18 protein-coding genes are annotated in these 23,219 nt (G+C 66.5%); 12 read left to right on the top strand and 6 right to left on the bottom strand.

The window, feature by feature from the left end:
• Window positions 1-13 precede the first annotated feature (13 nt).
• Window positions 14-808, top strand: a complete 795-nt coding sequence (locus B4M43_RS16295; protein WP_296268513.1) for an endonuclease/exonuclease/phosphatase family protein — start codon at window positions 14-16, stop codon at window positions 806-808.
• An 18-nt stretch (window positions 809-826) separates the two neighbouring features.
• On the opposite strand, the gene B4M43_RS16300 is transcribed toward B4M43_RS16295, so the two are convergent.
• Window positions 827-1,732: a LysR family transcriptional regulator gene (locus B4M43_RS16300; RefSeq protein ID WP_296268514.1), complete on the bottom strand. Its 906-nt coding sequence runs from the start codon at window positions 1,730-1,732 to the stop codon at window positions 827-829.
• A gap of 153 nt (window positions 1,733-1,885) precedes the next feature.
• On the opposite strand from B4M43_RS16300, the gene speB reads away from it, so the two are divergent.
• The 6 genes from speB to B4M43_RS16330 all read left to right on the top strand — a co-directional run bounded on the left by speB (window position 1,886) and on the right by B4M43_RS16330 (window position 9,725).
• On the top strand, window positions 1,886-2,845 hold the full coding sequence (speB, locus tag B4M43_RS16305) for an agmatinase (protein WP_296268515.1): 960 nt from the start codon (window positions 1,886-1,888) through the stop codon (window positions 2,843-2,845).
• The gene (locus tag B4M43_RS16310) at window positions 2,842-3,246 is read left to right on the top strand and encodes a YybH family protein (protein WP_414707863.1); all 405 of its coding nucleotides are present in this window, start codon (window positions 2,842-2,844) and stop codon (window positions 3,244-3,246) included. Before speB ends, B4M43_RS16310 begins: the two co-directional genes overlap by 4 nt.
• Before the next feature lie 171 nt (window positions 3,247-3,417).
• Window positions 3,418-4,911, top strand: coding sequence for a purine-cytosine permease family protein (locus B4M43_RS16315; RefSeq protein WP_296268516.1), 1,494 nt, complete (start codon window positions 3,418-3,420; stop codon window positions 4,909-4,911).
• Window positions 4,912-4,987: 76 nt separating this feature from the next.
• Window positions 4,988-6,367: a sodium:solute symporter gene (locus B4M43_RS16320; protein ID WP_296268517.1), complete on the top strand. Its 1,380-nt coding sequence runs from the start codon at window positions 4,988-4,990 to the stop codon at window positions 6,365-6,367.
• A gap of 76 nt (window positions 6,368-6,443) precedes the next feature.
• Complete coding sequence (locus B4M43_RS16325; RefSeq protein ID WP_296268518.1) at window positions 6,444-8,042, top strand: 5-guanidino-2-oxopentanoate decarboxylase; 1,599 nt, start codon at window positions 6,444-6,446, stop codon at window positions 8,040-8,042.
• Window positions 8,043-8,291: 249 nt separating this feature from the next.
• Window positions 8,292-9,725: an aldehyde dehydrogenase family protein gene (locus tag B4M43_RS16330; RefSeq protein WP_296268519.1), complete on the top strand. Its 1,434-nt coding sequence runs from the start codon at window positions 8,292-8,294 to the stop codon at window positions 9,723-9,725.
• A 184-nt stretch (window positions 9,726-9,909) separates the two neighbouring features.
• Here B4M43_RS16330 and B4M43_RS16335 read toward each other — a convergent pair whose 3' ends face one another.
• The 3 genes from B4M43_RS16335 to B4M43_RS16345 are packed head-to-tail and all read right to left on the bottom strand — an operon-like array spanning window position 9,910 to window position 12,268.
• Window positions 9,910-10,821: a biotin-dependent carboxyltransferase family protein gene (locus B4M43_RS16335; protein WP_296268520.1), complete on the bottom strand. Its 912-nt coding sequence runs from the start codon at window positions 10,819-10,821 to the stop codon at window positions 9,910-9,912.
• Window positions 10,818-11,522, bottom strand: a complete 705-nt coding sequence (gene pxpB / locus B4M43_RS16340) for a 5-oxoprolinase subunit PxpB (RefSeq protein ID WP_296268521.1) — start codon at window positions 11,520-11,522, stop codon at window positions 10,818-10,820. The genes B4M43_RS16335 and pxpB overlap by 4 nt, the downstream gene beginning before the upstream one ends.
• Entirely contained in the window at window positions 11,519-12,268 is a 750-nt protein-coding gene (locus tag B4M43_RS16345) for a 5-oxoprolinase subunit PxpA (RefSeq protein ID WP_296268522.1), read from the bottom strand. The genes pxpB and B4M43_RS16345 overlap by 4 nt, the downstream gene beginning before the upstream one ends.
• 137 nt (window positions 12,269-12,405) lie before the next feature.
• On the opposite strand from B4M43_RS16345, the gene B4M43_RS16350 reads away from it, so the two are divergent.
• From B4M43_RS16350 to B4M43_RS16370, 5 genes are all read left to right on the top strand, one after another.
• Window positions 12,406-13,311, top strand: coding sequence for a LysR family transcriptional regulator (locus tag B4M43_RS16350; protein WP_296268523.1), 906 nt, complete (start codon window positions 12,406-12,408; stop codon window positions 13,309-13,311).
• Between the two features lie 184 nt (window positions 13,312-13,495).
• Window positions 13,496-14,338 carry a transporter substrate-binding domain-containing protein gene (locus B4M43_RS16355; protein ID WP_296268524.1) on the top strand — a complete coding sequence of 281 codons (843 nt, stop codon included), beginning with the start codon at window positions 13,496-13,498 and terminating at the stop codon, window positions 14,336-14,338.
• Window positions 14,339-14,353: 15 nt separating this feature from the next.
• Window positions 14,354-15,856: an amino acid ABC transporter permease/ATP-binding protein gene (locus B4M43_RS16360; protein ID WP_296268525.1), complete on the top strand. Its 1,503-nt coding sequence runs from the start codon at window positions 14,354-14,356 to the stop codon at window positions 15,854-15,856.
• Entirely contained in the window at window positions 15,853-16,518 is a 666-nt protein-coding gene (locus B4M43_RS16365) for a GntR family transcriptional regulator (RefSeq protein ID WP_296268526.1), read from the top strand. Before B4M43_RS16360 ends, B4M43_RS16365 begins: the two co-directional genes overlap by 4 nt.
• Window positions 16,519-16,554: 36 nt before the next feature.
• Entirely contained in the window at window positions 16,555-17,421 is an 867-nt protein-coding gene (locus B4M43_RS16370; RefSeq protein WP_296268527.1) for an urea carboxylase-associated family protein, read from the top strand.
• A gap of 144 nt (window positions 17,422-17,565) precedes the next feature.
• On the opposite strand, the gene glgB is transcribed toward B4M43_RS16370, so the two are convergent.
• A complete protein-coding gene (gene glgB, locus B4M43_RS16375; protein ID WP_296268528.1) occupies window positions 17,566-19,794 on the bottom strand; it encodes a 1,4-alpha-glucan branching protein GlgB in 2,229 nt (742 codons plus the stop codon).
• Window positions 19,791-23,105: a maltose alpha-D-glucosyltransferase gene (gene treS, locus B4M43_RS16380; RefSeq protein ID WP_296268529.1), complete on the bottom strand. Its 3,315-nt coding sequence runs from the start codon at window positions 23,103-23,105 to the stop codon at window positions 19,791-19,793. The genes glgB and treS overlap by 4 nt, the downstream gene beginning before the upstream one ends.
• Window positions 23,106-23,219 lie beyond the last annotated feature (114 nt).

The raw sequence follows: 23,219 nt of genomic DNA on the forward strand, positions 1-23,219 counted from the left end.
TTCAGGAGGATGTGTGAACCACGAAGCCGACGTTACGGGTTTCGCCTCTCCCGATCAGACCCCGGCCGTCCATCGGCTGCGGGTCCTGACGGTCAACACCCATAAAGGCTTTACCGCGTTCAACCGGCGCTTCATTCTGCCGGAACTGCGTGAAGCGGTGCGCAGCACCCAAGCCGATGTGGTGTTTCTTCAGGAAGTGCTCGGCAGCCATGACCGGCACGCCGCCCGCCATCCAGGCTGGCCTACCACCTCGCAATACGAATTCCTCGCCGACAGCATGTGGAGCGATTTCGCCTATGGGCAGAACGCGGTCTATCCCGACGGCCATCACGGCAACGCGCTGCTGTCCAAATACCCGATCCTCGAACACCGCAACCTCGACGTGTCGATCACCGGCCCCGAGCGCCGCGGCTTGCTGCATTGCGTGCTCGATGTGCCCGGGCCACACCCGGTGCATGCGATTTGCGTGCATCTATCGCTGCTCGAAAGCCACCGGCAGAAACAGCTCAAACTCCTGCGCACCCTGCTCGATTCGCTGCCGCCCGATGCCCCGGTGATCGTTGCCGGCGACTTCAACGACTGGCAATTGCGCGGCAACCGCACGCTGCATTTGCAGCGCGACCTGCACGAAGCCTTCGAACGCCACCATGGCCGCCTAGCGCGCACCTACCCTGCGCGCCTGCCGATGCTGCGCCTTGACCGCATCTACCTGCGCAATGCACAGAGCCATGCGCCGAAGATTCTTGGGCATCGGCCGTGGACACATCTGTCGGACCATTTACCATTGACGGTGGAAGTGCACTTCTGAACCGTTGCGGTACCGCACCTACAGCGTTGCCGCCTCTTTGCCCGACTGCGCCTTGATCCGATCCCGGAAACTCTGGATCAGGGGTTCCCGCGAACGCCCACGGCGGATCGCCGTAGTGAAGGGCGCTTGGTAGCCGAAGGTGTTGGGCAACAGCACTTTCAGGCGCTTCTGCTCCACCCAGGGCTGGGCATGGTGTTCGGGCAAATAGCCGATGTAGGCCCCCGACAGTACCAGAATCAGCTGCGCTTCCATCGACTCCACGGTGGCCGCGCTGTGCTTGAAGCCGTGCCGTGCCAGTTCGGTCTGGCTCCAATAGCCGCGCCCGACCATGCGCTGCTGGGCGATCACCTCGGCCGGGATGCGCGTCTGCGCGTAGAGCGGGTGCCGGTCGCTGCAGTACAGCCAGTGCTGCTCCCTGTACAACGCCTGGTACACCAGCCCGCTGGTGCGCACCGAAAAGGCGCCGATGGCCAGGTCCAGGCGGTTTTCCAGCAAGCCCAGTTGCAGCTCGGCCGGGCTCAGTACGGCCAAATGCAGGTGCACGGCCGGGTGTTCCTGGGTGTAGGCGCCAATGATCTCGGCCAGCGGCAGCGCCGGGTCGCTGACGGTGGAGTCGAGCACGCCGAGGTTGAGCGTGCCGCGCAGCTCGCCCTTCAACGAGGCGGCGTAGCGCTCGAACTCGTGCAGCTCGGCGAGCATGCGCAAGGTCTCCTGGTGGAACAGCTCGCCCTTGCCGGTCAGGCTGAAGCCGCCGCGCCCGCGGTGGCACAGGGCGACGCCGAGCAGCGTCTCCAACTGGCTCATGTAGGTGCTGATCGCCGAAGTGGATAGGTTCAGCTCCTGCTGGGCAGCGGCGAAGCCTTGGTTGCGCACCACACTGGCGAAGATGCGCAGCAGCTTGAGGTCGGGTAAGGCGGACGACATGACGGCGTTCCTGGCGAAGATCACGGTGGGCGCCAGTCTACCGTCCGATAGTTTAGAAATCTCTGAACTGATTATTTGCTCGCAGCGATTTGTCACACCCGGCGCTGTGTCCAGAATCGGCTCACGACAACCATAAAATCTGTGAGGCCCACCGTGGACGACTCCCTCCACCAACCCCTGGGCGGCAACGAGATGCCGCGTTTCGGCGGCATCGCCACCATGCTGCGCCTGCCCCATGTGCAGGGCCCGGACGAACTCGCCCGGCTCGACGCCGCGTTCGTCGGCATCCCCCTCGACATCGGCACCTCGCTGCGCTCCGGCACCCGCTTCGGGCCACGGCAGATCCGCGCCGAATCGGTGATGATCCGCCCCTACAACATGGCCACTGGCGCTGCCCCCTTCGATTCGCTGAACGTGGCCGACATCGGCGACGTGGCGCTCAACACCTTCAACCTGCTCGACACCGTGCGCATCATCGAGCAGCACTACGACGGCATTCTCGAACACGGCATCATCCCCCTGACCCTGGGCGGCGACCACACCCTGACCCTGCCGATCCTGCGGGCGATGAAGAAGAAGTACGGCAAGGTCGGCCTGGTGCACATCGATGCCCACGCAGACGTCAACGATCACATGTTCGGCGAGAAGATCGCCCACGGCACCACCTTCCGCCGCGCCCAGGAAGAAGGCCTGCTCGACAGCGACCGTGTGGTGCAGATCGGCCTGCGTGCCCAGGGCTACACCGCCGACGACTTCAACTGGAGCCGCAACCAGGGCTTCCGTGTGGTGCAGGCCGAAGAATGCTGGCACCAGTCGCTGACGCCGTTGATGGAAGAAGTGCGCGCCAAGGTCGATGGCGGCCCGGTCTACCTGTCGTTCGATATCGACGGCATCGACCCGGCCTGGGCACCGGGCACCGGCACCCCGGAAGTCGGTGGGCTGACCACCATCCAGGCGCTGGAAATCATCCGTGGCTGCCAGGGCCTGAACCTGGTCGGCTGCGACCTGGTGGAGGTCTCGCCGCCTTACGACACCACCGGCAACACCGCATTGCTGGGCGCCAACCTGCTGTACGAAATGCTCTGCGTGCTGCCGGGCGTGGTGCGTCGATGACAACCACGTCGATGGGCCGAAAAGCCGAGGTACAGGCCGCCGCCGAGGCGTTGGTGGCGGCCTTCGCCAGCAACGACACGGCGCGTTACTTCGCCTGTTTCAGCGAGGACGCCACCTTCGTGTTCCACACCCAGCCGCAACCGCTGTCGCTCGAGAACTATCGCGCGCTCTGGCAGCAGTGGCAGGCGGAGGGCTTTGCCGTGCTGGGCTGTCGCTCCAGCGGTGCGCTCGTCAGCCTGCAAGGTGACGAGGTCGCGATTTTCATCCATGACGTCGCGACACGCTTGTACCTGGATGGACAGGAACACGATGTACAAGAACGCGAAACCATCGTGTTCCGCCATCGAGCCGGACGTTGGCTGGCGTGCCATGAGCACTTGTCGGCCCTGAGCCCGAGCTGACCTTCCGGCATGCGCGGGGCCACCCTTCCCGCGCCTGCCACGGCCCCACACCCGGGGGCCTTGCCGTACTGCCGTAACACCGCCCACCCGCGAAAAGCCGGGGGTGAATAACAAAGGCCGGTGAGCCTGAACCGGCCTTACAAGAACCGTGACAGGCACCGGAGACACACCATGAGTACGGGTATCGAAACCTTTGGCGTCGAGCAGATTCCCGACGCCCAGCGCGATGCATCCCCCATCGACCTGTTCCGCCTGATCTTCGGCGGCGCCAACACCTTCGCCACGGCGGTGTTGGGCAGCTTTCCCGTGCTGTTCGGCCTGTCGTTCCAGGCCGGCGTCTGGGCCATCGTGCTGGGCGTGGCCGTGGGCGCGGCGATCCTTGCGCCCATGGGGCTGTTCGGCGCGCTCAACGGCACCAACAATGCGGTGTCGTCCGGCGCGCACTTCGGCGTGCACGGGCGCATCGTCGGCTCCTTCCTCTCGCTGCTCACCGCCGTGGCGTTCTTCTCGCTGTCGGTGTGGAGTTCGGGCGACGCCTTGGTCGGCGGCGCCAAGCGCCTGGTCGGGCTGCCCGAGAACGACCTGTCCCTGGGCCTGGCCTATGGGGTGTTCGCCGTGCTGGTGCTGGCGGTGTGCATCTATGGGTTTCGCATCATGCTGTGGGTCAACAAGGTCGCGGTGTGGGCATCGAGCCTGCTGTTCCTGCTGGGTGTGGTGGCCTTCGCCGGGCCGTTCGACGTGCACTACGCGGGCACCCTCAGCGCCGGACAGACCGGGTTCTGGGCGGCGTTCATCGGCGCGGCCCTGCTGGCGATGAGCAACCCGGTGTCGTTCGGCGCCTTCCTCGGCGACTGGTCGCGCTACATCCCGCGCCGCACGCCCAAGCGCCGGATCATGCTGGCCGTGGTCGCAGCCCAGGCCGGTACGCTGATCCCGTTCCTGTTCGGCCTGTGCACGGCCACGCTGGTGGCTACCCAGGCGCCGCAGTACATCGAAGCGAGCAACTACGTCGGTGGCCTGTTGGCGATTTCGCCGAGCTGGTTCTTCCTCCCGGTGTGCCTGATCGCGCTGATTGGGGGTATGTCCACCGGCACCACCGCGCTGTACGGCACGGGCCTGGACATGTCGAGCATGTTCCCGCGGGTGCTGAGCCGGGCGGTGGCCACGCTGCTGATCGGCGTAGCGGCGATCGCCTTCATCTTCATCGGACGCTTCGCCTTCAACCTGGTACAGAGCGTCTCGACCTTCGCCGTGCTGATCGTCACCTGCACCAGCCCGTGGATGGTGATCATGATCCTCGGCCTGATCGTGCGTCGCGGCCACTACCACGCCGACGACCTGCAAGTGTTCACCCGTGGCGAGCGCGGCGGGCGTTACTGGTTCCAGCACGGCTGGAACTGGCGCGGCCTGGGTGCGTGGATTCCGAGCGCGGCGCTGGGCCTGTGCTTCGTCAACCTGCCCGGGCAGTTCGTCGGCCCCTTGGGCGACCTGGCCGGCGGCATCGACGTCAGCCTGCCGATCACCTTGGGGATGGCGGCGCTGCTGTACCTGGCGCTGCTCAACCTGTTCCCGGAGCCGGCCGAGGTCTACGGCCCCTTGGGCCCGCGCTGGGTGCGGCAGAAAAGCCCCGTCGGTTTGAGGCTCGAAAGCGCCGGGATCGCCTGAGCGCGTCTGCGACCTTCCGTGCACCGGGCGTGCTGCGCCCGGCGTCCCTTCCTTCCAGAACAATGAGAACAACACCATGCTCCTGGATATTTCCGTAGTGATCCTTTACGCCGCCGGCATGCTGCTGCTCGGCTGGTACGGCATGCGCCGCGCCCGCACCCAGGAAGATTACCTGGTGGCCGGGCGCAACCTCGGCCCGGCCTTCTACCTCGGCACCATGGCTGCCACGGTGCTCGGCGGCGCGGCGACCGTCGGCACCGTGCGCCTGGGGTATGTGCACGGCATTTCCGGGTTCTGGCTGTGCGCCGCCTTGGGCGCCGGGATCATCGTGCTCAACCTGTTCCTCGCCAAACCCCTGCTCAAACTGCGCATCAGCACCGTGACGCAGATCCTTGAGCGTCGTTACACGCCCATGGCACGCCAGGCCAGCGCGGTGGTGATGTTCGCCTACGCGCTGATGATCGCGGTGGTCTCGACCCTGGCCAGCGGCACCGTGCTGCAAGTGCTGTTCGACCTGCCTTTCGTGACGGCCATCCTTCTGGCCGGTGGCGTGGTGGTGGTGTATTCGAGCATCGGCGGCATGTGGTCGCTGACCCTGACCGACATCGTGCAGTTCGTGATCAAGACCGTGGGCCTGATGTTCGTGCTGCTGCCGATCTGCCTATGGCGCGTCGGCGGGTGGGACGCCTTGCAGGCCAAGCTGCCCGAGACGGCGTTCAGCTTCAGCACCATTGGCTACGATACGATCCTCACCTACTTCCTGATCTACTTCTTCGGCATCCTCATCGGCCAGGACATCTGGCAGCGTGTGTTCACCGCGCGCAGCGAGGGTGTAGCGCGGGTGGCCGGCAGCCTGGCCGGGGTGTACTGCGTGGTCTACGGCCTGGTCGGCGCGCTGATCGGCATGTCCGCCAAGGTGCTGCTGCCGGATTTGGCCAACGCCAACAACGCCTTCGCCTCGATCGTGCAGAGCGCCTTGCCCGACGGCATCCGCGGTCTGGTGATCGCCGCCGCCCTGGCGGCGATGATGTCCACCGCCAGCGCCGGCCTGCTGGCCGCCTCCACCACCATCACCGAAGACCTGTTGCCCAAACTGCGCAATGGCCGCGCCTCCAGCCTGGGCATGGCCCGTGCCTTCACCTTCCTCACAGGGCTGGTGGTGTTGGGCATCGCGCTGGTGGTCAACGATGTGATCGGCGCCCTGACCCTGGCCTACAACCTGCTGGTCGGCGGCATCCTGATCCCGATGCTCGGCGCCATCTACTGGAAGCGCGCGACCACCACCGGAGCGATCCTGAGCATGGCATTGGGCTGCGGCACGGCGCTGGTGTTCATGTTCCGCGACGGCCTGGAGGCCAATACGCCGATCTACTACAGCCTGGCCGTCGGCCTGCTCGCCTTCGTCGCCGGCAGCCTGTTGACCCGGCCGCAGGCGCACGCCACACGGATCGCCTGAGGGCGGTGTCGATCGCTGCATGCGGTGCCGGCCGCTAGACGCCGGCACCGCGTTCCACTCTGAAAGGAAAACTGCAATGACCACCTGTGGAGAATTTCTCGTCCAGCAGCTCCAGGCCTGGGGCGTGGACACCGTGTTCGGCATTCCCGGCGTACACACCGTGGAGCTGTACCGCGGCCTGCCCGGCAGCGGCATCCGCCATGTCACGCCGCGCCACGAGCAGGGCGCGGGCTTCATGGCCGACGGCTACGCACGGGTCAGCGGCAAGCCCGGCGTGTGCTTCATCATCACCGGGCCGGGGATGACCAATATCCTGACCGCCATGGGCCAGGCCTATGCCGACTCGATTCCGATGCTGGTGATCTCCAGCGTCAACGAGCGCGAGCGCCTGGGCCAGGGCCGGGGCTACCTGCACGAACTGCCCGACCAGCGTGCGCTGGTGGCCGGCGTCGCTGCGTTCAGCCAGACCGTGCTAGCAGTCGAGGAACTCCCTGAAGTGCTGGCACGGGCGTTCGCAGTGTTCGACGGCCAGCGGCCTCGGCCGGTGCATATCGAGTTGCCGCTGGATGTGATTACAGCCTCTGCCGAGCATCTGCGCCTGCAACCGCGCTTGGTCACACAGCCACCCGCCCCGTTACCCGCGCTCATCGAGCAGGCGGCGCAGCGCTTGCGCGAAGCGCTCAACCCCCTGCTGCTGATCGGCGGCGGTTGTGTGGCGCAGCCGGCGCTGGTGCGCCAGCTGGCCGAAGCCCTTGATGCGCCGACAGCGCTGACCATCAACGCCAAAGGGCTGCTGCCGCCGGATCACCCTCTCTTGTTGGGCAGCAACCAGTCGTTGGTGCCGGTGCGGCAGTTGGCGCGGGACGCCGACGTGGTGCTGGCCATCGGCACCGAACTGGGCGAAACCGACTACGACGTGGTGTTCGACGGTGGCTTCCGGATCGGCGGCGCGCTGATTCGGATCGATATCGATGCCGAGCAACTGGACCGCAACCACCGCCCCGCCGTGGCCATCCACAGCGAGGCAGGCCTTGCCATCGAAGCGCTGCTCGCCGCCCTGCCAGAGCGCGCAGTACCCGACCGCGATGGCGCTGTTCGCGCCGAAGCGGCGCGTCGCCAACTGGCCGAGGATTTCAGCGGCTGGGCGCACTACCGACGCTTGTTCGACTGCATCCTCGAGGTGCTGCCCGACGCGCGTTTCGTCGGCGACTCCACGCAAACGGTGTACAGCGGCAACCACCTGGTGGAACTGGACGGCCCGCGCCGCTGGTTCAACTCATCCACCGGCTACGGCACCCTGGGCTACGGCCTGCCGGCGGCCATCGGCGCCAAGCTGGCCGAACCGACGCGCCCGGTGATCAGCCTGATGGGCGACGGCGGCATCCAGTTCACGTTGCCGGAGCTCGCCAGCGCCGTGGAGGCGCGGGTGGGTGTGATCGTGCTGCTGTGGAACAACCAGGGCTATGGCGAGATCAAGCGCTACATGGAGCGGCGCGACATCACCCCAGTGGGCGTCGACATCTACACGCCGGACTTCATCGCCATCGCCCGCGGCTTCGGTTGCCTGGCCAAGCGCGCCCGCGACCCTGCGCATCTACAAGCGTTGCTGCGCGAGGCGCCGGACGATCGGCCGTTGTTGATCGAACTGGCCGAAGCGCCGCCGTTTGCGCCTTGAGATCCCGCCTTTGGGCCGGCGTTGCCGGCCATCGCGGCTAATCGGAGCGCTGAACCGGCCGCTCCTACAGCCCCCCATGGAGGCGGCTATCGCAAGATCCCTGTGGGAGCGGCTTCAGCCGCGATGGGCTGCGCAGCAGCCCTATAGGCGCTCGCAACGTTCCACCGCCCGTCATCTACTGCCGCGCCCCACTCACATTCCACTGTCCATCATCCACCCCCGCGCCTGACTCAGGCCACTGGAGCCCCCATGAACACCCCTCACTACATCGCCGGCCGCTGGCTGGCTGGCGAAGGCGCAGACGTGATCGACGCGTTCGAACCCGCCACGGCCCATGCCTACGCCGAACTGCGCGCCGCCAGCACGGAGCAGGTCGACCAGGCCGTCGCCGCCGCGCGCCGGGCACTGCCGGCTTGGAAAACCACCGCGCCTGACGAGCGCGCCCGCTACCTGCGCGGCTTCGCTCAGGCTCTCGGCGAACGCCGCGCCAGCCTGATCGAACAGCAAATGCGCAACAACGGCAAACCCCGCCACGAAGCCGAAGTCGACCTCGACGACGCCGTGGCGACCTTCGCCTACTACGCCGACCTGGCCGAAGGCTTGAGCGACCGGCAGAACCGTCCGGTGGCGCTGGCGGCGTCCGGCTTCAGCTCGCATACGCGCCTGGAAGCCATCGGCGTGGTCGGCCTGATCGTGCCCTGGAATTTCCCCCTGGTGACCAGCGCCTGGAAGATCGCCCCTGCCCTGGCCGCAGGCTGCACGGTGGTGCTCAAACCTTCGGAAGTCACGCCCCTGATCGAACTCGCCTACGGTCAAATCGCCGACGAACTCGGCCTGCCCGCAGGCGTGCTCAACATCGTCGGCGGCAAGGCCGAGGTGGGCGCGGCGCTCAGCGCCCATCCCGGCCTGGACAAGCTCTCCTTCACCGGCAGCAATACCGTGGGCAGCCGCGTGATGCACAGCGCCGCCGAGCACTGCCGGCCGCTGACCCTGGAGCTGGGCGGCAAGTCGGCGATCCTGGTGTTCGACGACTGCGACGTCGCACAGGCCGTCGAATGGATCGTCGCGGGCATCGCCTGGAACGCCGGCCAGATGTGCTCGGCCACCTCGCGGCTGTTGGTGCAGGACGGCATTGCCGATGCGCTGCTGCCGCGTCTGGCCGAGGCGCTCGACGCGCTGCGGGTCGGCAACCCGCTGGAGCAGGACATCGACATGGGCCCGCTGACCAGCCAAGCCCAGTGGCACAAGGTGGGCGAGTACTTTGCGGTAGCCGAGCAAGAGGGGTTGCGCTGCTTGGCGGGGGGACGGCAACTGGACGGGCCGGGCTGGTTCGTCGCGCCGACGCTGTATGCCGATGTTCCGACCGACAGCCGCCTGTGGACCGAAGAAATCTTCGGCCCGGTCCTCTGCGCCCGACGCTTCAGCCAGGAAGACGAAGCCATCGCCCTGGCCAACGACAGCCGCTTCGGCCTGGTCGCCACCGTCGCCAGCGCCGATCTGGAACGTGCCGAGCGGGTAGCGGCGGCGCTGGAGGTGGGCCATGTGTGGATCAACTCGATCCAGGCGGTGTTCGTCGAAACCTCCTGGGGCGGCACCAAGGGCAGCGGCATCGGCCGCGAGCTGGGGCCTTGGGGGTTGAGCGCGTATCAATCGGTCAAGCATGTGACCCGCTGCCTGGGGTGACGACTGGAGCAGGCTGTCGACGCTACGAGCCGTCTGCGATGGCCCGCAGCGCGGGCCTTTTTGCAGATCGGACGATTGAGGCTTGCCGCTAGGGACGCTTGGAAACCGTTCAGCAGACCCACCTGGGAAATCCACACCTCATTCGAGCGTCAGGCCATGACTGGCCTGCGTGAAAAAGCGGGCATCATCCCACCGCGAGCTGGCGGTGCCGCTCCTGCGCCGCATAGACCACCTGCGGCCACAAGCGCACCGTCTCCCCCGGCAGGCACTGCGCCAACCTTGCCACCGCCAACGGGCTCAACGCGCCCAGCCGCGGATAGCCGCCGATGGTTTGGCGGTCGTTGAGCAGGACGATCGGCTGCCCATCGGGCGGCACTTGCACCGCGCCCAGGGGGATGCCTTCGGAAATCAGGCCAGGCCCGGTGTAGCGCAGCGGCTCGCCGGTCAGACGCAGGCCCATGCGGTCGCTGCGTGCGTCGACGACCCAGGGTCGATTGAAGGTATCGAACAGGCTTTGCCCGGTGAAGCCACCGGCCTGGGCGCCGAGGATCAGCTCGAGGCGCGCCGGGCTGTGTAGGTCGGGCACGCGCCCCGCCGGCACAGCGCGCACGGCGGCCGGCTCGCCTGCCCAGGCGATCCGGTCGCCCTCGCGCAAAGCATTGCCCTGCCCATCCAGCCCGCCGACCCCTTCGCGCTGCACCGTGGCGCAACTGCCGGCCAGCAGCGGCGCCTGCACGCCGCCGGGCAACGCCAGATAGGCCCGGGCGCCCAGGCGCGGGCTGGCGAAACGCAACCGCTGCCCAGCAACGACCTTGAACGGGCGCCAGACCGCCAGCGGCTGCTCGTCCAGCGTCGCGCCCAGGTCCGCGCCGGCCAACGCCAGCCAGCCCTCGCCCTGGCACTCCAGGTGCAGCCCGCCGAGGGTGATTTCCACTACGGCGGCGTTGAGGTCGTTGCCCAGCATCCAGTTGGCCCAATGCTGGGCCAGCCAGTCGAGCGCGCCGCCCTGGGTCAGGCCCAGGTGCCGCACCCCGCTGCGGCCGCCGTCCTGCACGCTGGCTTGCGGGCCGGCCTTTTCCACGATCAGTGCCGTCATGGCTGTGCCTCTATCGGCGTCGCATCGCCGCCCAGGCGAAGGAATTCGTCACGTTCGATCGGCACGAAGCGCACCCGGTCGCCGGGCCGCAGCAGGCTGAAACCCTCCAGCGCCGGGTCGAACAGGCGTGTCGGGCTGCGCCCCACCAGGTTCCAGCCACCGGGCGAGACGGCCGGGTAGATCGCCGTCTGCCGCTCGGCGATGCCCACGCTGCCGGCGGCCACCGCCTTGCGTGGCGTGGCCAGGCGCGGGCTGGCCAGGCGTGGGTCGACCAGGCCCATGAAGCCGAAGCCCGGCGCAAAGCCCAGGGCGAACACCGAATAGGCGCGGCCGCTGTGCAGGGCGATGAGTTCGTCCACGGCCATGCCACGCTGACGGGCCAGGGGTTCGAGGTCGGGGCCGACGCTTGGGTGGTACCAGACCGGCAACGACACCTCGCGGCCCTGCGCGGCCGTCGCGGGAGTGAGCCCGGTCAAGGCTTGCCGGCAGCGGACACGGGCCTGGGCATCGTCCAGTTGCGCCAGGTCGTAGTGCAGCATCAATGTGGTGTACGACGGCACCAGGTCCACCAACGCCGTACCGAAGGCTTCGCGGAGCCGTTCGGCGGCGGCCAGCAGCCAAGGCACGTTGGCTTCGTCGATAGCGTCGAACAGACGCAGGGTCAGGCAGTCGATGGCGGCGACTTCGAAGCGCAGGTTCATGCCGGCAGACCGTCCAGTGCCTGACGGATCTGCCGCACTGCGGCCACCGACGCCGGGTTGTCGCCATGCACGCAGAGGGTATCGACCTGCAAGCGCAAGGCGCTGCCGTCGCGGGTGAGCAAAGGCTCGCCGCGGGCCAGGCCTAAGGCCTGTGCCACGACCTGCGCCGGCTCGTGGTGCACGGCGCCGGGCAGACGGCGGCTGACCAATTGGCCGTCGGGCTCGTAGGCGCGGTCGGCGAAGGCTTCGAACCACAGGCTCAGGCCGTGTTCGGCAGCCAATGCGAGGCTCGCGGTGGTGTCGGCGGTGGCCATCAACATCAGCGGCAACTGCGCATCGAAGGCGCGCACGGCCCGCATCACCGCCGCTAGACGCTCCGGGTCGGCCATCATGTCGTTATACAGCGCCCCGTGAGGTTTGACGTAGCGCACCTGGGTGCCCTCGGCACGGCACATCGCCTCCAGCGCGCCCAGCTGGTACAGCACCAGATCTTCGATCTCCTGCGCCGAGCAGGCCATGCTGCGCCGGCCGAAGCCTGCCAGGTCCGGATAGGCCGGGTGCGCGCCGATGCGCACGTCGTGGCGCACGGCCAGGGCCACGGTGCGCCGCATGATGCCCGGGTCGCCGGCATGGAAGCCGCAGGCGATGTTGGCGCAGTCGATCAAGGGCATGACCTCTTCGTCCAGCCCCATGGACCAGGCGCCGAAGCTTTCTCCGATGTCGCAGTTGAGCAGGGGGCGTTTCATGGGCGTCTCCAGATGAGCGATGGGCTCGATGGTCACGCCCGCCTTGTGCGCACGTCCAACGGGTTATTTCGGCCAGGGGTGAACAGTAAAGTCGATCACCCTATGATGGGGGCCTTTCCCTGGCACAGGCAGGCGGCATGAACCTCAAATTCCTGGAAACTTTCGTCTGGGTCGCGCGTCTGGGCAGCTTTCGGTTAGCGGCGCAGAAGCTGTTCAGCACCCAGGCCGCGGTGTCCAACCGCATCGCCGCACTGGAACAGGACCTGGGCGTGCGCCTGTTCGAGCGCGACGCCCGCGGCGCGACCCTGACGCCCCGCGGCCAGGCGCTGATCGGCCATGCCGAACAGGTGCTAGACAGCAGCCACGCGCTGCGCCAGGCGGCCACCGCCGACCAGCCGGGGCGCGTGCGTGTGGGCGTGATGGAAAGCGTGATCCATACCTGGCTGGCGCCCTTCATCCAGCGCGTCGGCAGCCTGTACCCGGCCCTGGAGCTGGACCTGCAGGCCGACACCGCGCGCCATCTGGCCGAGCAACTGCGCCGTGGCCAGCTGGACCTGATCCTGCAAACCGACCCGTTGCCCGACGAGGGCCTGCGCAACGCGCACCTGGCGAGCTATCCCATGGCCTGGCTGGCGCGTCCGGGGAGTGCCTGGGCCGCTGCAGACCTTGCGCAGATTGCACAACAGCGCCTGATCACCTTTTCCCGCCATTCGCGCCCGCATCAGGATCTGCTCGGCCTGCTGCACGCCCACGGGCTGCGCGCTCCGCGCTTGTGCTGCATCAATTCGGTGGCGGCCATCGAACGGCTGCTGGCCGAAGATTTCGGCATCGCCGCGCTGCCGCCTGCGTTGGTCGACGACGCCTTACGCCATGGCCGTCTGTGTCAGTTGGGCGTGCAGCCATTGCCTGCGGACTTGGAGATGTTCGCCACCTGGCGCGTGGGCGCGGGCCTGGACAGGGTCGAGAATCTAGTCGATGCAGCGCGTGCCGCCGTCGCCGTTCATGCCGCCGGATTGCCCCAAGGACATGCCCGTGTGCGCTGACGACGCACCATCGGGTGACACCCTGGCCTGCTGACGCCTCGAAACTGGGCAAAAGCGAAACGCACATGCGGCTCAGCGACGGTTGAAAAGCCTTCTGGAAACATGGCAAAGCATTCAGTTGGCACGCCAATTGATATGGATCTGGATAACGATTGTTGAACAATCCATCTTCCGGAGCCGCCTCATGTCTCGACGTGCCAACCCTGCCCTTTCCCTGCTTGTCGCCGCCCTACTCGCCAGCGCCGGCGCGCATGCCGCCGACGCGACCTTGCAGCCACAACGCCTGAGCATCGGCTCCGACCTCACCTATCCACCCTACGCTTACCTCGAGCATGGCAAACCGGCCGGTTTCGATCCGACCTTCATGAGCCTGCTGGGCAAGCACCTGAAGCTGGAACCGGCATTCCTCGACACGCGCTTCGCCAACCTGGTGATGGGCGTCAACGCCCGCCGTTTCGATCTGGTCGCCTCGGCGCTGTACGTCACCCCGGAGCGCGCAGCCCAAGTGGATTTCCTGCCCTACCTGAAAAGCGGCGCATCGCTGATGGTGCGCGCCGACGACAGCTTCCGTCCGCAGCGCCCGGAAGACCTGTGCGGCAAGCGGGTCGGCTCGATCAAGGGCGGCTCGTGGATTCCAAAGTTGACGAGCCTGTCCAAGGACTACTGCCAGGCCAATGGCCAGGCGCCGATCGACTCGCGCGAGTACCCCACTTCGCCGGAAGCGGCTCAAGCCCTGCTGGCCAAGGCCGTCGACGTGCAGTTCGAAGACGCCGCCGTGGCGCGCATCATCAGCGACAAGCTCAAGGGCCGCGTCACTCTCAGCTCCGACAGCCTGATCTACCCGGTGGTCATCGGCCTGGCTGTGCGCAAGGGCAACGAGGCGCTGCTCGGCGAGCTGCGTGAGGGCTTCAGCGCCCTCAAGGCCAGCGGCGAATACCAGACCCTGCTCACCCAGTACAACCTGGCCGAACCCAGCGCCGCCGACATCGCCCAGGCCCTAGGCCAGCCCACCGCCGCCGCGCAGTAGATCGGAGTCTTTCCCATGCAATTCGACTGGCATTACGCCCTCGGCCTATTGGCCAACGGCGACTTCTGGAAGGCCGTAGGCACGGTGGTCGAGCTGAGCCTGGAAACCTGGGTGCTGGGCATCGTGCTGGGCTTTCTCCTGGCTCTGGCCCGGCAATCGCCCAAGCGCCTGCTCAACCGGGCCGCGGCGTTGTACATCTGGTTCTTCCGCAGCCTTCCGCTGTTGGTGCTGTTGATCTTCGTCTACAACCTGCCGCAGGTGTTTCCGTCCACCAGCGTGCTGTTGTCCAACCCTTATGCGGCAGGGCTGATCGCTCTGGTGCTGAGCGAGGCGGCCTACATCGCCGAGATCCATCGCGGCGGCCTGCTGGCCGTGGCCAAGGGCCAACTGGAAGCCGGCAAGGCCCTGGGCATCGGCTACGGCGGCGTGCAACGGCTGATCGTCATTCCCCAGGCCCTGCGCGTGGCCTTGCCGACGCTCGCCAACGAGTACATCACCATCGTCAAGCTGACCTCGCTGGTGTCGGTGATCTCGCTGGCCGAAATCCTGCTGGTCGGCCAACAGCTGTACACGCAGAACTTCCTGGTCATGGAGACCATGCTGGCGGTGGCGTTCTACTACGTGCTGATCGTCACCGTGTTCAGCTTCCTGCTGCAGCGCCTGGAGCGTCATCTGGACGTCAGCCAGCGCAAGCCGCGCGCGGTGGTCGACAGCACTGCCGTGGTGGCAACGCCTGCGCCGAATGCCGCCGCGCAAGACGCGCTGGCGCTCAGCGTACGCGGCGCGGGCAAGCACTATGGCCAGCTCGAAGTGCTCAAGGGTATCGACCTGGACGTGCGTTTCGGCGAAGTGGTGTCGATCATCGGCCCGTCCGGCTCGGGCAAGACCACCCTGATCCGTACCCTCAACGGCCTGGAAAACCTGGACCGCGGCAGCGTCGAGCTGTGCGGGCATGCCTTCCTGCGCGGAGCCCAGGAGCCCGGCGGCGCGCTAGGTGCGCGTCGGCACATGGACGGCATCGTACAGGTGGGCATGGTGTTCCAGGGCTTCAACCTGTTCCCGCACCGGACCGTGCTCGACAACGTGCTGCTCGCCCCGCGCCACCATGGCCACGCCGATGCCGAACAGCTGCATGCCTGGGGGCTGTCGCTGCTGGCCAAGGTGGGGCTACGCGAGCACGCCGGCAAATATCCCCATCAGCTGTCTGGGGGGCAGCAGCAGCGCGTGGCGATCGCCCGTGCCCTGGCCATGCGGCCCAAGGTAATGCTGTTCGACGAACCGACCTCGGCCCTGGACCCGGAACTGGTGGGCGACGTACTGAAGGTCATTGAGGACCTGGCCCGCGAGGGCATGACCATGATCATCGTCACCCACGAAATGAAATTCGCGTTCCAGGTCTCAGACCGCGTGGTGTTCATGGAAAGCGGGCAGATCGTCCAGGCCGGCTCGCCGCGCCAGTTGCTGGACAACCGCAGCGAGCGCATGGGTCGCTTTCTCAAGGACGTGCAACTGGCATGAAGACCTCGACCCAAACCGGCCTGTGCCTGGCCGACCAAGTGGCTTGCGAGCTGCGCGAAGACATCATCGGCGGGCGCCTGTTGCCAGGCATGGCGCTGGTCGAAGCGGATCTGGTGAATCGCTACAACGCCTCGCGCAACACCGTGCGCGAAGCACTGCACCGGCTCGGTCGCGAAGGCCTGGCCACCTATGTGCGCAACAAGGGGGTGATAGTCCGGCGCGTCGGCGCGGCCGAGGTGCGCGACCTGTTCCTGGTGCGGCGCACGCTGGAGATCCAGGCCATCCTGGGCAGCAAGCCGCTGCGCGAATACCAGTCCGACCGCATGCTCGAAGCCATCGAGGCGGCGGAACTGGCCCGCGACCGCGAAGACTGGCAAGCCTTCGGCACCCACAGCTTGCGTTTCCACCAGCACATCGTCGGCTTGCTGCGCAGCCCCTTGCTGGACGATTTCTTCACCAACACCGCAGCGCAGATGCGCTTGGTGTTCGCGGTGGCGCCCGACGAAGAGAACTTCCAACGCCCGTGGCTCGAACGCGACCACGAAATCCACGACCTGCTCGCCGCCGGCCAACGCCAGGCGGCGGCCGAAGCCATGAACCGTTACCTCGACGACTCCGAGCATGCCCTGCTCGACCTGTTGAGCCACCCTGCCCGCGCCTAGCCCAGCCCCCATGCTGGCCGTCTTATGGAGATGCCCATGAAACCCGTTGCCCTGACCCAAGCCCCCGACGACGCCGCGCAGCGCAAGGCCATCGCGCCCGTGCTCTGCTACCCGGTCGAAACCCTGCCACGGCCTGACATCGACGCTTACCGCGCCGTGCGCGGAGGGCTCACGCTCGTCGAAACCGTGGTGGTGCCGGCGCGCGACGCCGCCACCTTCCGCGTGCCCGCCGGCGGCTTCTTCCGCATCGTCTCCACCGAAGGCCCGCAGGTCGGCGACCTCAACCTGTTCAACTCACACGACCTCAGCGAACGTTTCTACACCGGCAAGACCCGCGCCCTGAACGGCACCCACTTGGGCGTCGGCGACCAGCTATTTGCAAGCTTTCCGACCTTGCGGCCGATGGCGACCATCACCCACGACACCCTCGACTGGTACGGCTTCGACGCCTTCGGCGGCTCGGTGCACGATGTCATCGGCACGCGCTGCGACCCCTATACACACAACCTGCTCAGCGACGGCGGCCAGTACCACCATTGCTGCCATTCCAACCTGACCCGCGCGCTGTCGGCTGCCACTGGCCTCACGCCGCACCAGGCCGAACCCCATGTGCACGATGTGCTCAACGTGTTCATGTGCACAGGGTTCACCCGCGACACCGGACAGTACTTCATGAAGGCCAGCCCTGTACGGCCAGGGGATTTTCTGGAGTTCTTCGCCGAGATCGATTTGTTGGGGTGTCTGTCGGCCTGCCCGGGCGGCGATTGCTCTTCTGAGCACTCGTCCGATTCGGCCAAGTGTTACCCGCTGCGGGTGGAAATCTACGCGGCCGCGCAGCAGCCCGAAGGCTGGGTAACGCCCCAGGCCAATGGCTATGACCGTTCGCATGGCGTCGAGGGTTGAGGTCCGGCCAAAGGCACGCCGCTGTCGCTCGAGGAAACGAGCGACCGGCGCGAGTTGAAGAGGTTTGACGAAGACGTCGGGTCGACCCTCGACCGAGGCTCATGCCCACAGAAAGAATGGGGCCGCGAAACGGCCCCGAATGGCTTATGGCTCCAGAGGCGCTTCGAGCTGCATCACCAGCACACCCAGCGGCGGCAGGTTCAGCGACAGCGAATATGCCTGGCCATGGCTGGGCAGATGCTCGGCATCCACGCCGCCGCCGTTACCGAAGTTGCTCCCGGCATAGCGCTCGGCGTCGCTGTTGAGCAACTCGCGCCATTGGCCTTCGAACGGCACGCCGACGCGATAGCCTTCGCGCGCCACCGGCGTGAAGTTGGCCACCACCAACACCGCCTCGCCTTTGCTGCTCCAGCGCAGCCAGGCGTAGACGCTGTTCTGCGCGTCGTCGCCGATCAACCACTGGAAGCCCGTGGGCTGGCAGTCCAGCTCATGCAAGGCCGGCAGGTCGCGGTACAGACGGTTCAGGTCGCCGACCAGGTCCTGCACGCCTTTGTGGTTGGAGTACTGCAGCAAGTACCAGTCGAGCTGGGCATCATGGTTCCACTCGCGCCACTGACCGAACTCGCAGCCCATGAACAGCAGTTTCTTGCCGGGGTGCAGCCACATGAAGGCCAGATACGCACGCAGGTTGGCGAACTGCTGCCACTGGTCGCCCGGCATTTTCTGGATCAGCGAGCCTTTGCCGTGGACCACCTCGTCGTGGGAGATGGGCAGTACGAACTTTTCCGAGTACGCGTAGACCAGGCCGAAGCTCAGCTCGTTGTGGTGGTGGGCGCGGTAGATCGGGTCGTTCTGGATGTAATGCAGCGTGTCGTGCATCCAGCCCATGTTCCATTTGTAGGTGAAGCCCAGGCCGCCTTGCTGGGTGGGATGGCTGACGCCCGGCCAGGAGGTGGATTCCTCGGCGATGATCAGCGCGCCCGGCGCTTCCTGGCCGGCGATGTCGTTGAGCTGGCGCAGGAACTCGATGGCTTCGAGGTTCTCACGCCCGCCATGGACGTTCGGCACCCACTCCCCCGCCTTGCGCGAGTAGTCGCGGTAGAGCATCGAGGCCACCGCGTCGACGCGCAGGCCGTCGATGTGGAAGCGCTTGAGCCAATGCACCGCCGATGCCAGCATGAAGCCACGCACCTCGTTGCGGCCGAGGTTGTAGATCAGGGTGTTCCAATCCTGGTGGAAGCCTTCGTGGGGGTTGGCGTATTCGTACAGGGCGGTGCCGTCGAATTGCGCCAGGCCGTGGGCGTCGGTCGGAAAATGCGCCGGTACCCAGTCGAGGATCACGCCGATGTCGTGCTGGTGGCATTGGTCGATGAACGCGGCGAAGTCTTCCGGTGTGCCGTAGCGCGAAGTCGGCGCGAACATCGACAGCGGCTGGTAGCCCCACGAGCCGCCGAACGGGTGCTCCATGATCGGCAACAGTTCGATGTGGGTGAAGCCCAGTTCCTTGACATAGGGAATCAGGCGCTCGCCCAGTTCGCGCCAGTTGTAGACATGCGACACGGCGCCGCCGTCGTCCACTTCGCATTGCCAGGAACCGGCGTGCAATTCATAGATCGACAGTGGCGCATGGATGTCATGGCGCCGCTCGCGCTCGCTCATCCAGCGCTCGTCATTCCAGGCGTGGGCCAAAGGCCCGGTGACCTTCGACGAGGTGCTCGGCGGCAGTTCGGTGGCACGCGCCAGCGGGTCGGCCTTGAGCGGCAGCACGGCACCGTCTCGGCCGAGCACCTCGAATTTGTACGACCCCCCCGCACCCAGGCGCGGTATGAACAGTTCCCATACACCCGACTCCGAACGCAGGCGCATGGGGTGGCGACGTCCGTCCCAACCGTTGAAGGCGCCGACCACCGAAACGCGGCGCGCGTTGGGCGCCCATACGGAGAAGCACACACCGTCCACACCATCGACTTGGGTCAGCTGTGCGCCGAAACGCTCGGCCAGCTCGCGGTGGGTACCTTCGGCGAACAGGTGCATGTCGATCTCACCGAGCAGGGCACCGAAGCTGTACGGGTCTTCGGTGACCTGCTCGCCGCCGGCCCAGCCGATCTGCAAACGGTAGGGCTGTCGCTCTTCGAGGTGGGCGAAGAACAGGCCCGGCAGGCTGCCCTGCTGCATGTCGGCCAGCACGCGATCATCGTCGCGGGCCAGCACCCGGGCGCTGAGCGCCGAAGGCAGGAAGGCGCGGACCGTCACGCCGCCGGCAGGATCGGCATGGGCGCCAAGGATGGCGAACGGATCGGCGTGCTCGGCACGCGCCAGCGCATCCAGGTCGCGCTGGCGCAAGCCGCCGTTGTCACGCGTTGTGGCATTCATTCTGTCTCTCCCCAGGTACTGATCAGTCCGTGTAGGCCGTGCAAGGGCACGGCAAGCCAGGCAGGACGATTTTCGGCTTCGTAAGTGATTTCGTAGGCGGCCTTTTCCAGGCAGAACAGCTCCAGCGCCGCCCGCTCGCCATCGCCTTGCTCCCAGGCATGGGGCATGGCGGCGGTGGCAAGGCCATAGGCTTCGACGAAGGCGTGTCGCGACTGGTGCAGATACTGCCGGGCCACACGTTGCCGGGCTTGTCGCTCCGTCTCGGAAAGGTCCGCGGCAGACGCGCTGCGCAAGATCATCGCGGCAGCATAGTCGAAAGAGCGCAGCACGCCGCTGACATCTTTATAAGGGCTGTGTTTGGCACGCCGCTCTTGCAAAGGACGCGAGGGTTCGCCTTCGAAGTCGATCAGGTAGGCGTCGCCCTGCACCACCAGCACTTGCCCCAGGTGCAAGTCGCCGTGCACGCGGATCAACAGCCCGCCCTGGGCCTGTGCGGCCAGACGGGCGACGTGCTGGGCCAGGCCCTCGCGCTGCCGTTGCAGGTCGTCGACCAGCGCCTGGCTATCGGCATCCAGCGCGTCGCGGTGCTGGGCCAGCAAATCCAGCGCATGGTTCAGCTCGGCGCCGATCTGCTGCGCCCAGCGCTGGCTGTCCTCGTGGCCACTGACCTGCGGCGCGAACGCGGCGTCGTCGGTGGGCGCGGCCAGGTGCAGGTGCATTTCGCCCAGGCGCTGGCCGAACAATGCGGCGAACTCGGCCAGTTCGGTTTGCGCGTCGGCATGGCCCTGTTCGGTGCCCTGCTGCGCTTCCAGCTCGTCGCGGATGGCCCGCTCCAGGGTGTTCTGGGTCCAGGCCCAGGCGTCGCCCTGGTTGCTCAGATAGCCCTGGGCGATCATCAACAGGTGCGGTTGCGCCTGCTCGTCGACGCGGCTGACCCAGGCCAGCAACGGCGAGATGTTGGCGAAACCGGCTTGAGTCAGGTAGGCGCTCATTTCCAGTTCGGGGTGCACACCGCCATTGACCCGGCGGATCATCTTGAGCACCAAGTGCTCGCCGACCACCACAGAGCTGTTGGACTGCTCGGCGCTGAGGTAGCGCACCGAGGTGTCGTCCGCCAGCTCGAAGCCTTGCAGATGCTCGGTGCGGTGGAACTGCAACTCCCCCTGTTCCAAAGGCAGGCGCTTTTCGTCCTGGCAGGCGCGCAGCACCTGGCGAATGAACGGTTCGAGGACGAAGGCGTCGGTGATCAAGCCCACCTCATGGCTGCGGCGCACCCGTGAAAGGGCCAGTTGCTGGGGCAAGGCGGTGCTGATGTGCTCTTCGCGCAACAAACCAAAAGGTAGCTGGTAGCGGCTGGCGACACCATTGCTCAGCACTTCGATTTCGGTGAGCAATGCAGGATGCTCGTCGCTGCCGAAGCGCACGCCATAGCTGAGGCTGATGCTGTCGAGCGGGCCTTCCTTGCCGGCGAACCAGCGGCGTTTGGGCAGGTATTGCGGCAGGATGGTGCCTTCGAGCTCATCGCGGGCGGGGGGTTGCAGCAGCTCTTCGAGACGTCGACGTAATACCAAGGTAGTCAGCTCCGGTAGGGCCTCGGCCGGCTGCTGGTGCCAGCTGGGCATGCGCTCGTGGCTGGCCAGCTGGAACCAATAGAAGCCGTAGGGCGCGAGGGTAAGCAGGAATGGCAGTTGGCCGATGGGCGGGAACGCGCTGCCGCCGAGCATCTCGACCGGCACCTTGTCGGCGTACTGCGACAGGTCGAGTTCGGCAGCCTGGGCCGTGCGCGACACGTTGGCCACGCACAGGATGATTTCGTGGTTGCCGGCCTCGTCGGTGTACTCGCGCACATAGGCCAGGATGCGCCGGTTGCTCGGCGTCAAGGCTTTCAGGGTGCCGCGGCCGAAGGCTTTCTGCTGGTTGCGCACGGCGATCAGGCGGCGGTTCCAGTTGAGCAACGAGTGCGGGTCGTGGGCCTGGGCTTCGACATTGACCGTCTGGAACCCGTACAACGGGTCCATCACCGGCGGCAATACCAGGCGCTGCGGGTCGGCGCGCGAGAAGCCGCCGTTGCGGTCGGGCGACCACTGCATGGGCGTACGCACGCCGTCGCGGTCGCCCAGGTAGATGTTGTCGCCCATGCCCAGTTCGTCGCCGTAGTAGAGGGTCGGCGTGCCGGGCATGGACAGCAGCAGGCTGGTGAGCAGTTCGATACGCCGACGGTCGCGCTGCAACAGCGGCGCCAGACGGCGGCGGATGCCGAGGTTGATGCGCGCGCGGCGGTCTTCGGCATAGTGGTTCCAGAGGTAGTCGCGCTCGCGGTCGGTGACCATTTCCAGGGTCAGCTCATCGTGGTTGCGCAGGAAGATCGCCCATTGGCACTTGGCGGGGATCTCCGGGGTCTGGCGCAGGATGTCGGTGATCGGGAAGCGGTCTTCCATGGCCAGGGCCATGTACATGCGCGGCATCAACGGGAAGTGGAAGGCCATGTGGCCTTCGTCGCCCTCGCCTTCGCCGAAATAGGGCCGGGTGTCCTCGGGCCATTGGTTGGCCTCGGCCAGCAGCATGCGGTCCGGGTAGTGGGCGTCGATCTCGGCGCGGATGGCCTTGAGCACCGCGTGGGTCTCGGGCAGGTTCTCGTTGTTGGTGCCGTCGCGCTCGATCAGGTACGGGATGGCGTCCAGGCGCAGGCCGTCGACGCCCAGGTCGAGCCAGAAGCGCATGACCCCGAGCACCGCCTTCATCACCTGCGGATTGTCGAAGTTGAGGTCCGGCTGGTGCGAATAGAAGCGGTGCCAGAAGTACTGGCCGGCGACCGGGTCCCAGGTCCAGTTGGACTTTTCCGTGTCGAGGAAAATGATGCGCGTGCCGTCGTATTTCTGCTCGCTGTCGGACCACACGTAGAAATTGCGCGCCTTGCTGCCGGGTTTGGCGTGGCGCGCGCGCTGGAACCAGGGGTGCTGGTCAGAGGTGTGATTGATGACCAGCTCGGTGATGATGCGCAGGCCGCGCTTGTGCGCTTCGGCGATGAAACGCTTGGCGTCGGCCAGGGTACCGTAGTCGGGATGCACGGCTTTGTATTCGGCGATGTCGTAACCGTCGTCGCGCCGTGGCGAGGGGTAGAACGGCAGCAGCCAAAGGGTGTTGACTCCAAGGTCGGCGATGTAGTCGAGCTTGCCGATCAGCCCGGCGAAATCGCCGATACCGTCGCCGTTGGCGTCGAAGAATGATTTGACGTGGAGCTGGTAGATCACCGCGTCCTTGTACCACAGCGGATCGTCGATAAAGGCTGTCGGGCGCGAACGTTTGGCCATGTGCAACTCCTTTGAAGTCGGTGGTAAACCCATCGCCCCATCAGTCTCGCGCCTGCATGAGCCTAGCGCCTGTAGGAGCGGCTTAAGCCGCGATGGGCCGCAAGGCGGCCCCAA

Source organism: Pseudomonas sp. UBA6562 (genome assembly GCF_002434265.1).
GTDB lineage: Bacteria > Pseudomonadota > Gammaproteobacteria > Pseudomonadales > Pseudomonadaceae > Aquipseudomonas.

Coding starts and splice junctions, on each gene's coding strand:
- B4M43_RS16300 (WP_296268514.1), bottom strand. CDS start 1,732: ATGTCGTCCGCCTTACCCGACCTCAAGCTGCTGCGCATCTTCGCCAGT.
- B4M43_RS16315 (WP_296268516.1), top strand. CDS start 3,418: ATGAGTACGGGTATCGAAACCTTTGGCGTCGAGCAGATTCCCGACGCC.
- B4M43_RS16330 (WP_296268519.1), top strand. CDS start 8,292: ATGAACACCCCTCACTACATCGCCGGCCGCTGGCTGGCTGGCGAAGGC.
- B4M43_RS16370 (WP_296268527.1), top strand. CDS start 16,555: ATGAAACCCGTTGCCCTGACCCAAGCCCCCGACGACGCCGCGCAGCGC.
- treS (WP_296268529.1), bottom strand. CDS start 23,105: ATGGCCAAACGTTCGCGCCCGACAGCCTTTATCGACGATCCGCTGTGG.
- B4M43_RS16345 (WP_296268522.1), bottom strand. CDS start 12,268: ATGAAACGCCCCCTGCTCAACTGCGACATCGGAGAAAGCTTCGGCGCC.
- B4M43_RS16350 (WP_296268523.1), top strand. CDS start 12,406: ATGAACCTCAAATTCCTGGAAACTTTCGTCTGGGTCGCGCGTCTGGGC.
- B4M43_RS16355 (WP_296268524.1), top strand. CDS start 13,496: ATGTCTCGACGTGCCAACCCTGCCCTTTCCCTGCTTGTCGCCGCCCTA.
- B4M43_RS16365 (WP_296268526.1), top strand. CDS start 15,853: ATGAAGACCTCGACCCAAACCGGCCTGTGCCTGGCCGACCAAGTGGCT.
- B4M43_RS16320 (WP_296268517.1), top strand. CDS start 4,988: ATGCTCCTGGATATTTCCGTAGTGATCCTTTACGCCGCCGGCATGCTG.
- pxpB (WP_296268521.1), bottom strand. CDS start 11,522: ATGAACCTGCGCTTCGAAGTCGCCGCCATCGACTGCCTGACCCTGCGT.
- B4M43_RS16310 (WP_414707863.1), top strand. CDS start 2,842: ATGACAACCACGTCGATGGGCCGAAAAGCCGAGGTACAGGCCGCCGCC.
- B4M43_RS16335 (WP_296268520.1), bottom strand. CDS start 10,821: ATGACGGCACTGATCGTGGAAAAGGCCGGCCCGCAAGCCAGCGTGCAG.
- glgB (WP_296268528.1), bottom strand. CDS start 19,794: ATGAATGCCACAACGCGTGACAACGGCGGCTTGCGCCAGCGCGACCTG.
- B4M43_RS16325 (WP_296268518.1), top strand. CDS start 6,444: ATGACCACCTGTGGAGAATTTCTCGTCCAGCAGCTCCAGGCCTGGGGC.
- B4M43_RS16360 (WP_296268525.1), top strand. CDS start 14,354: ATGCAATTCGACTGGCATTACGCCCTCGGCCTATTGGCCAACGGCGAC.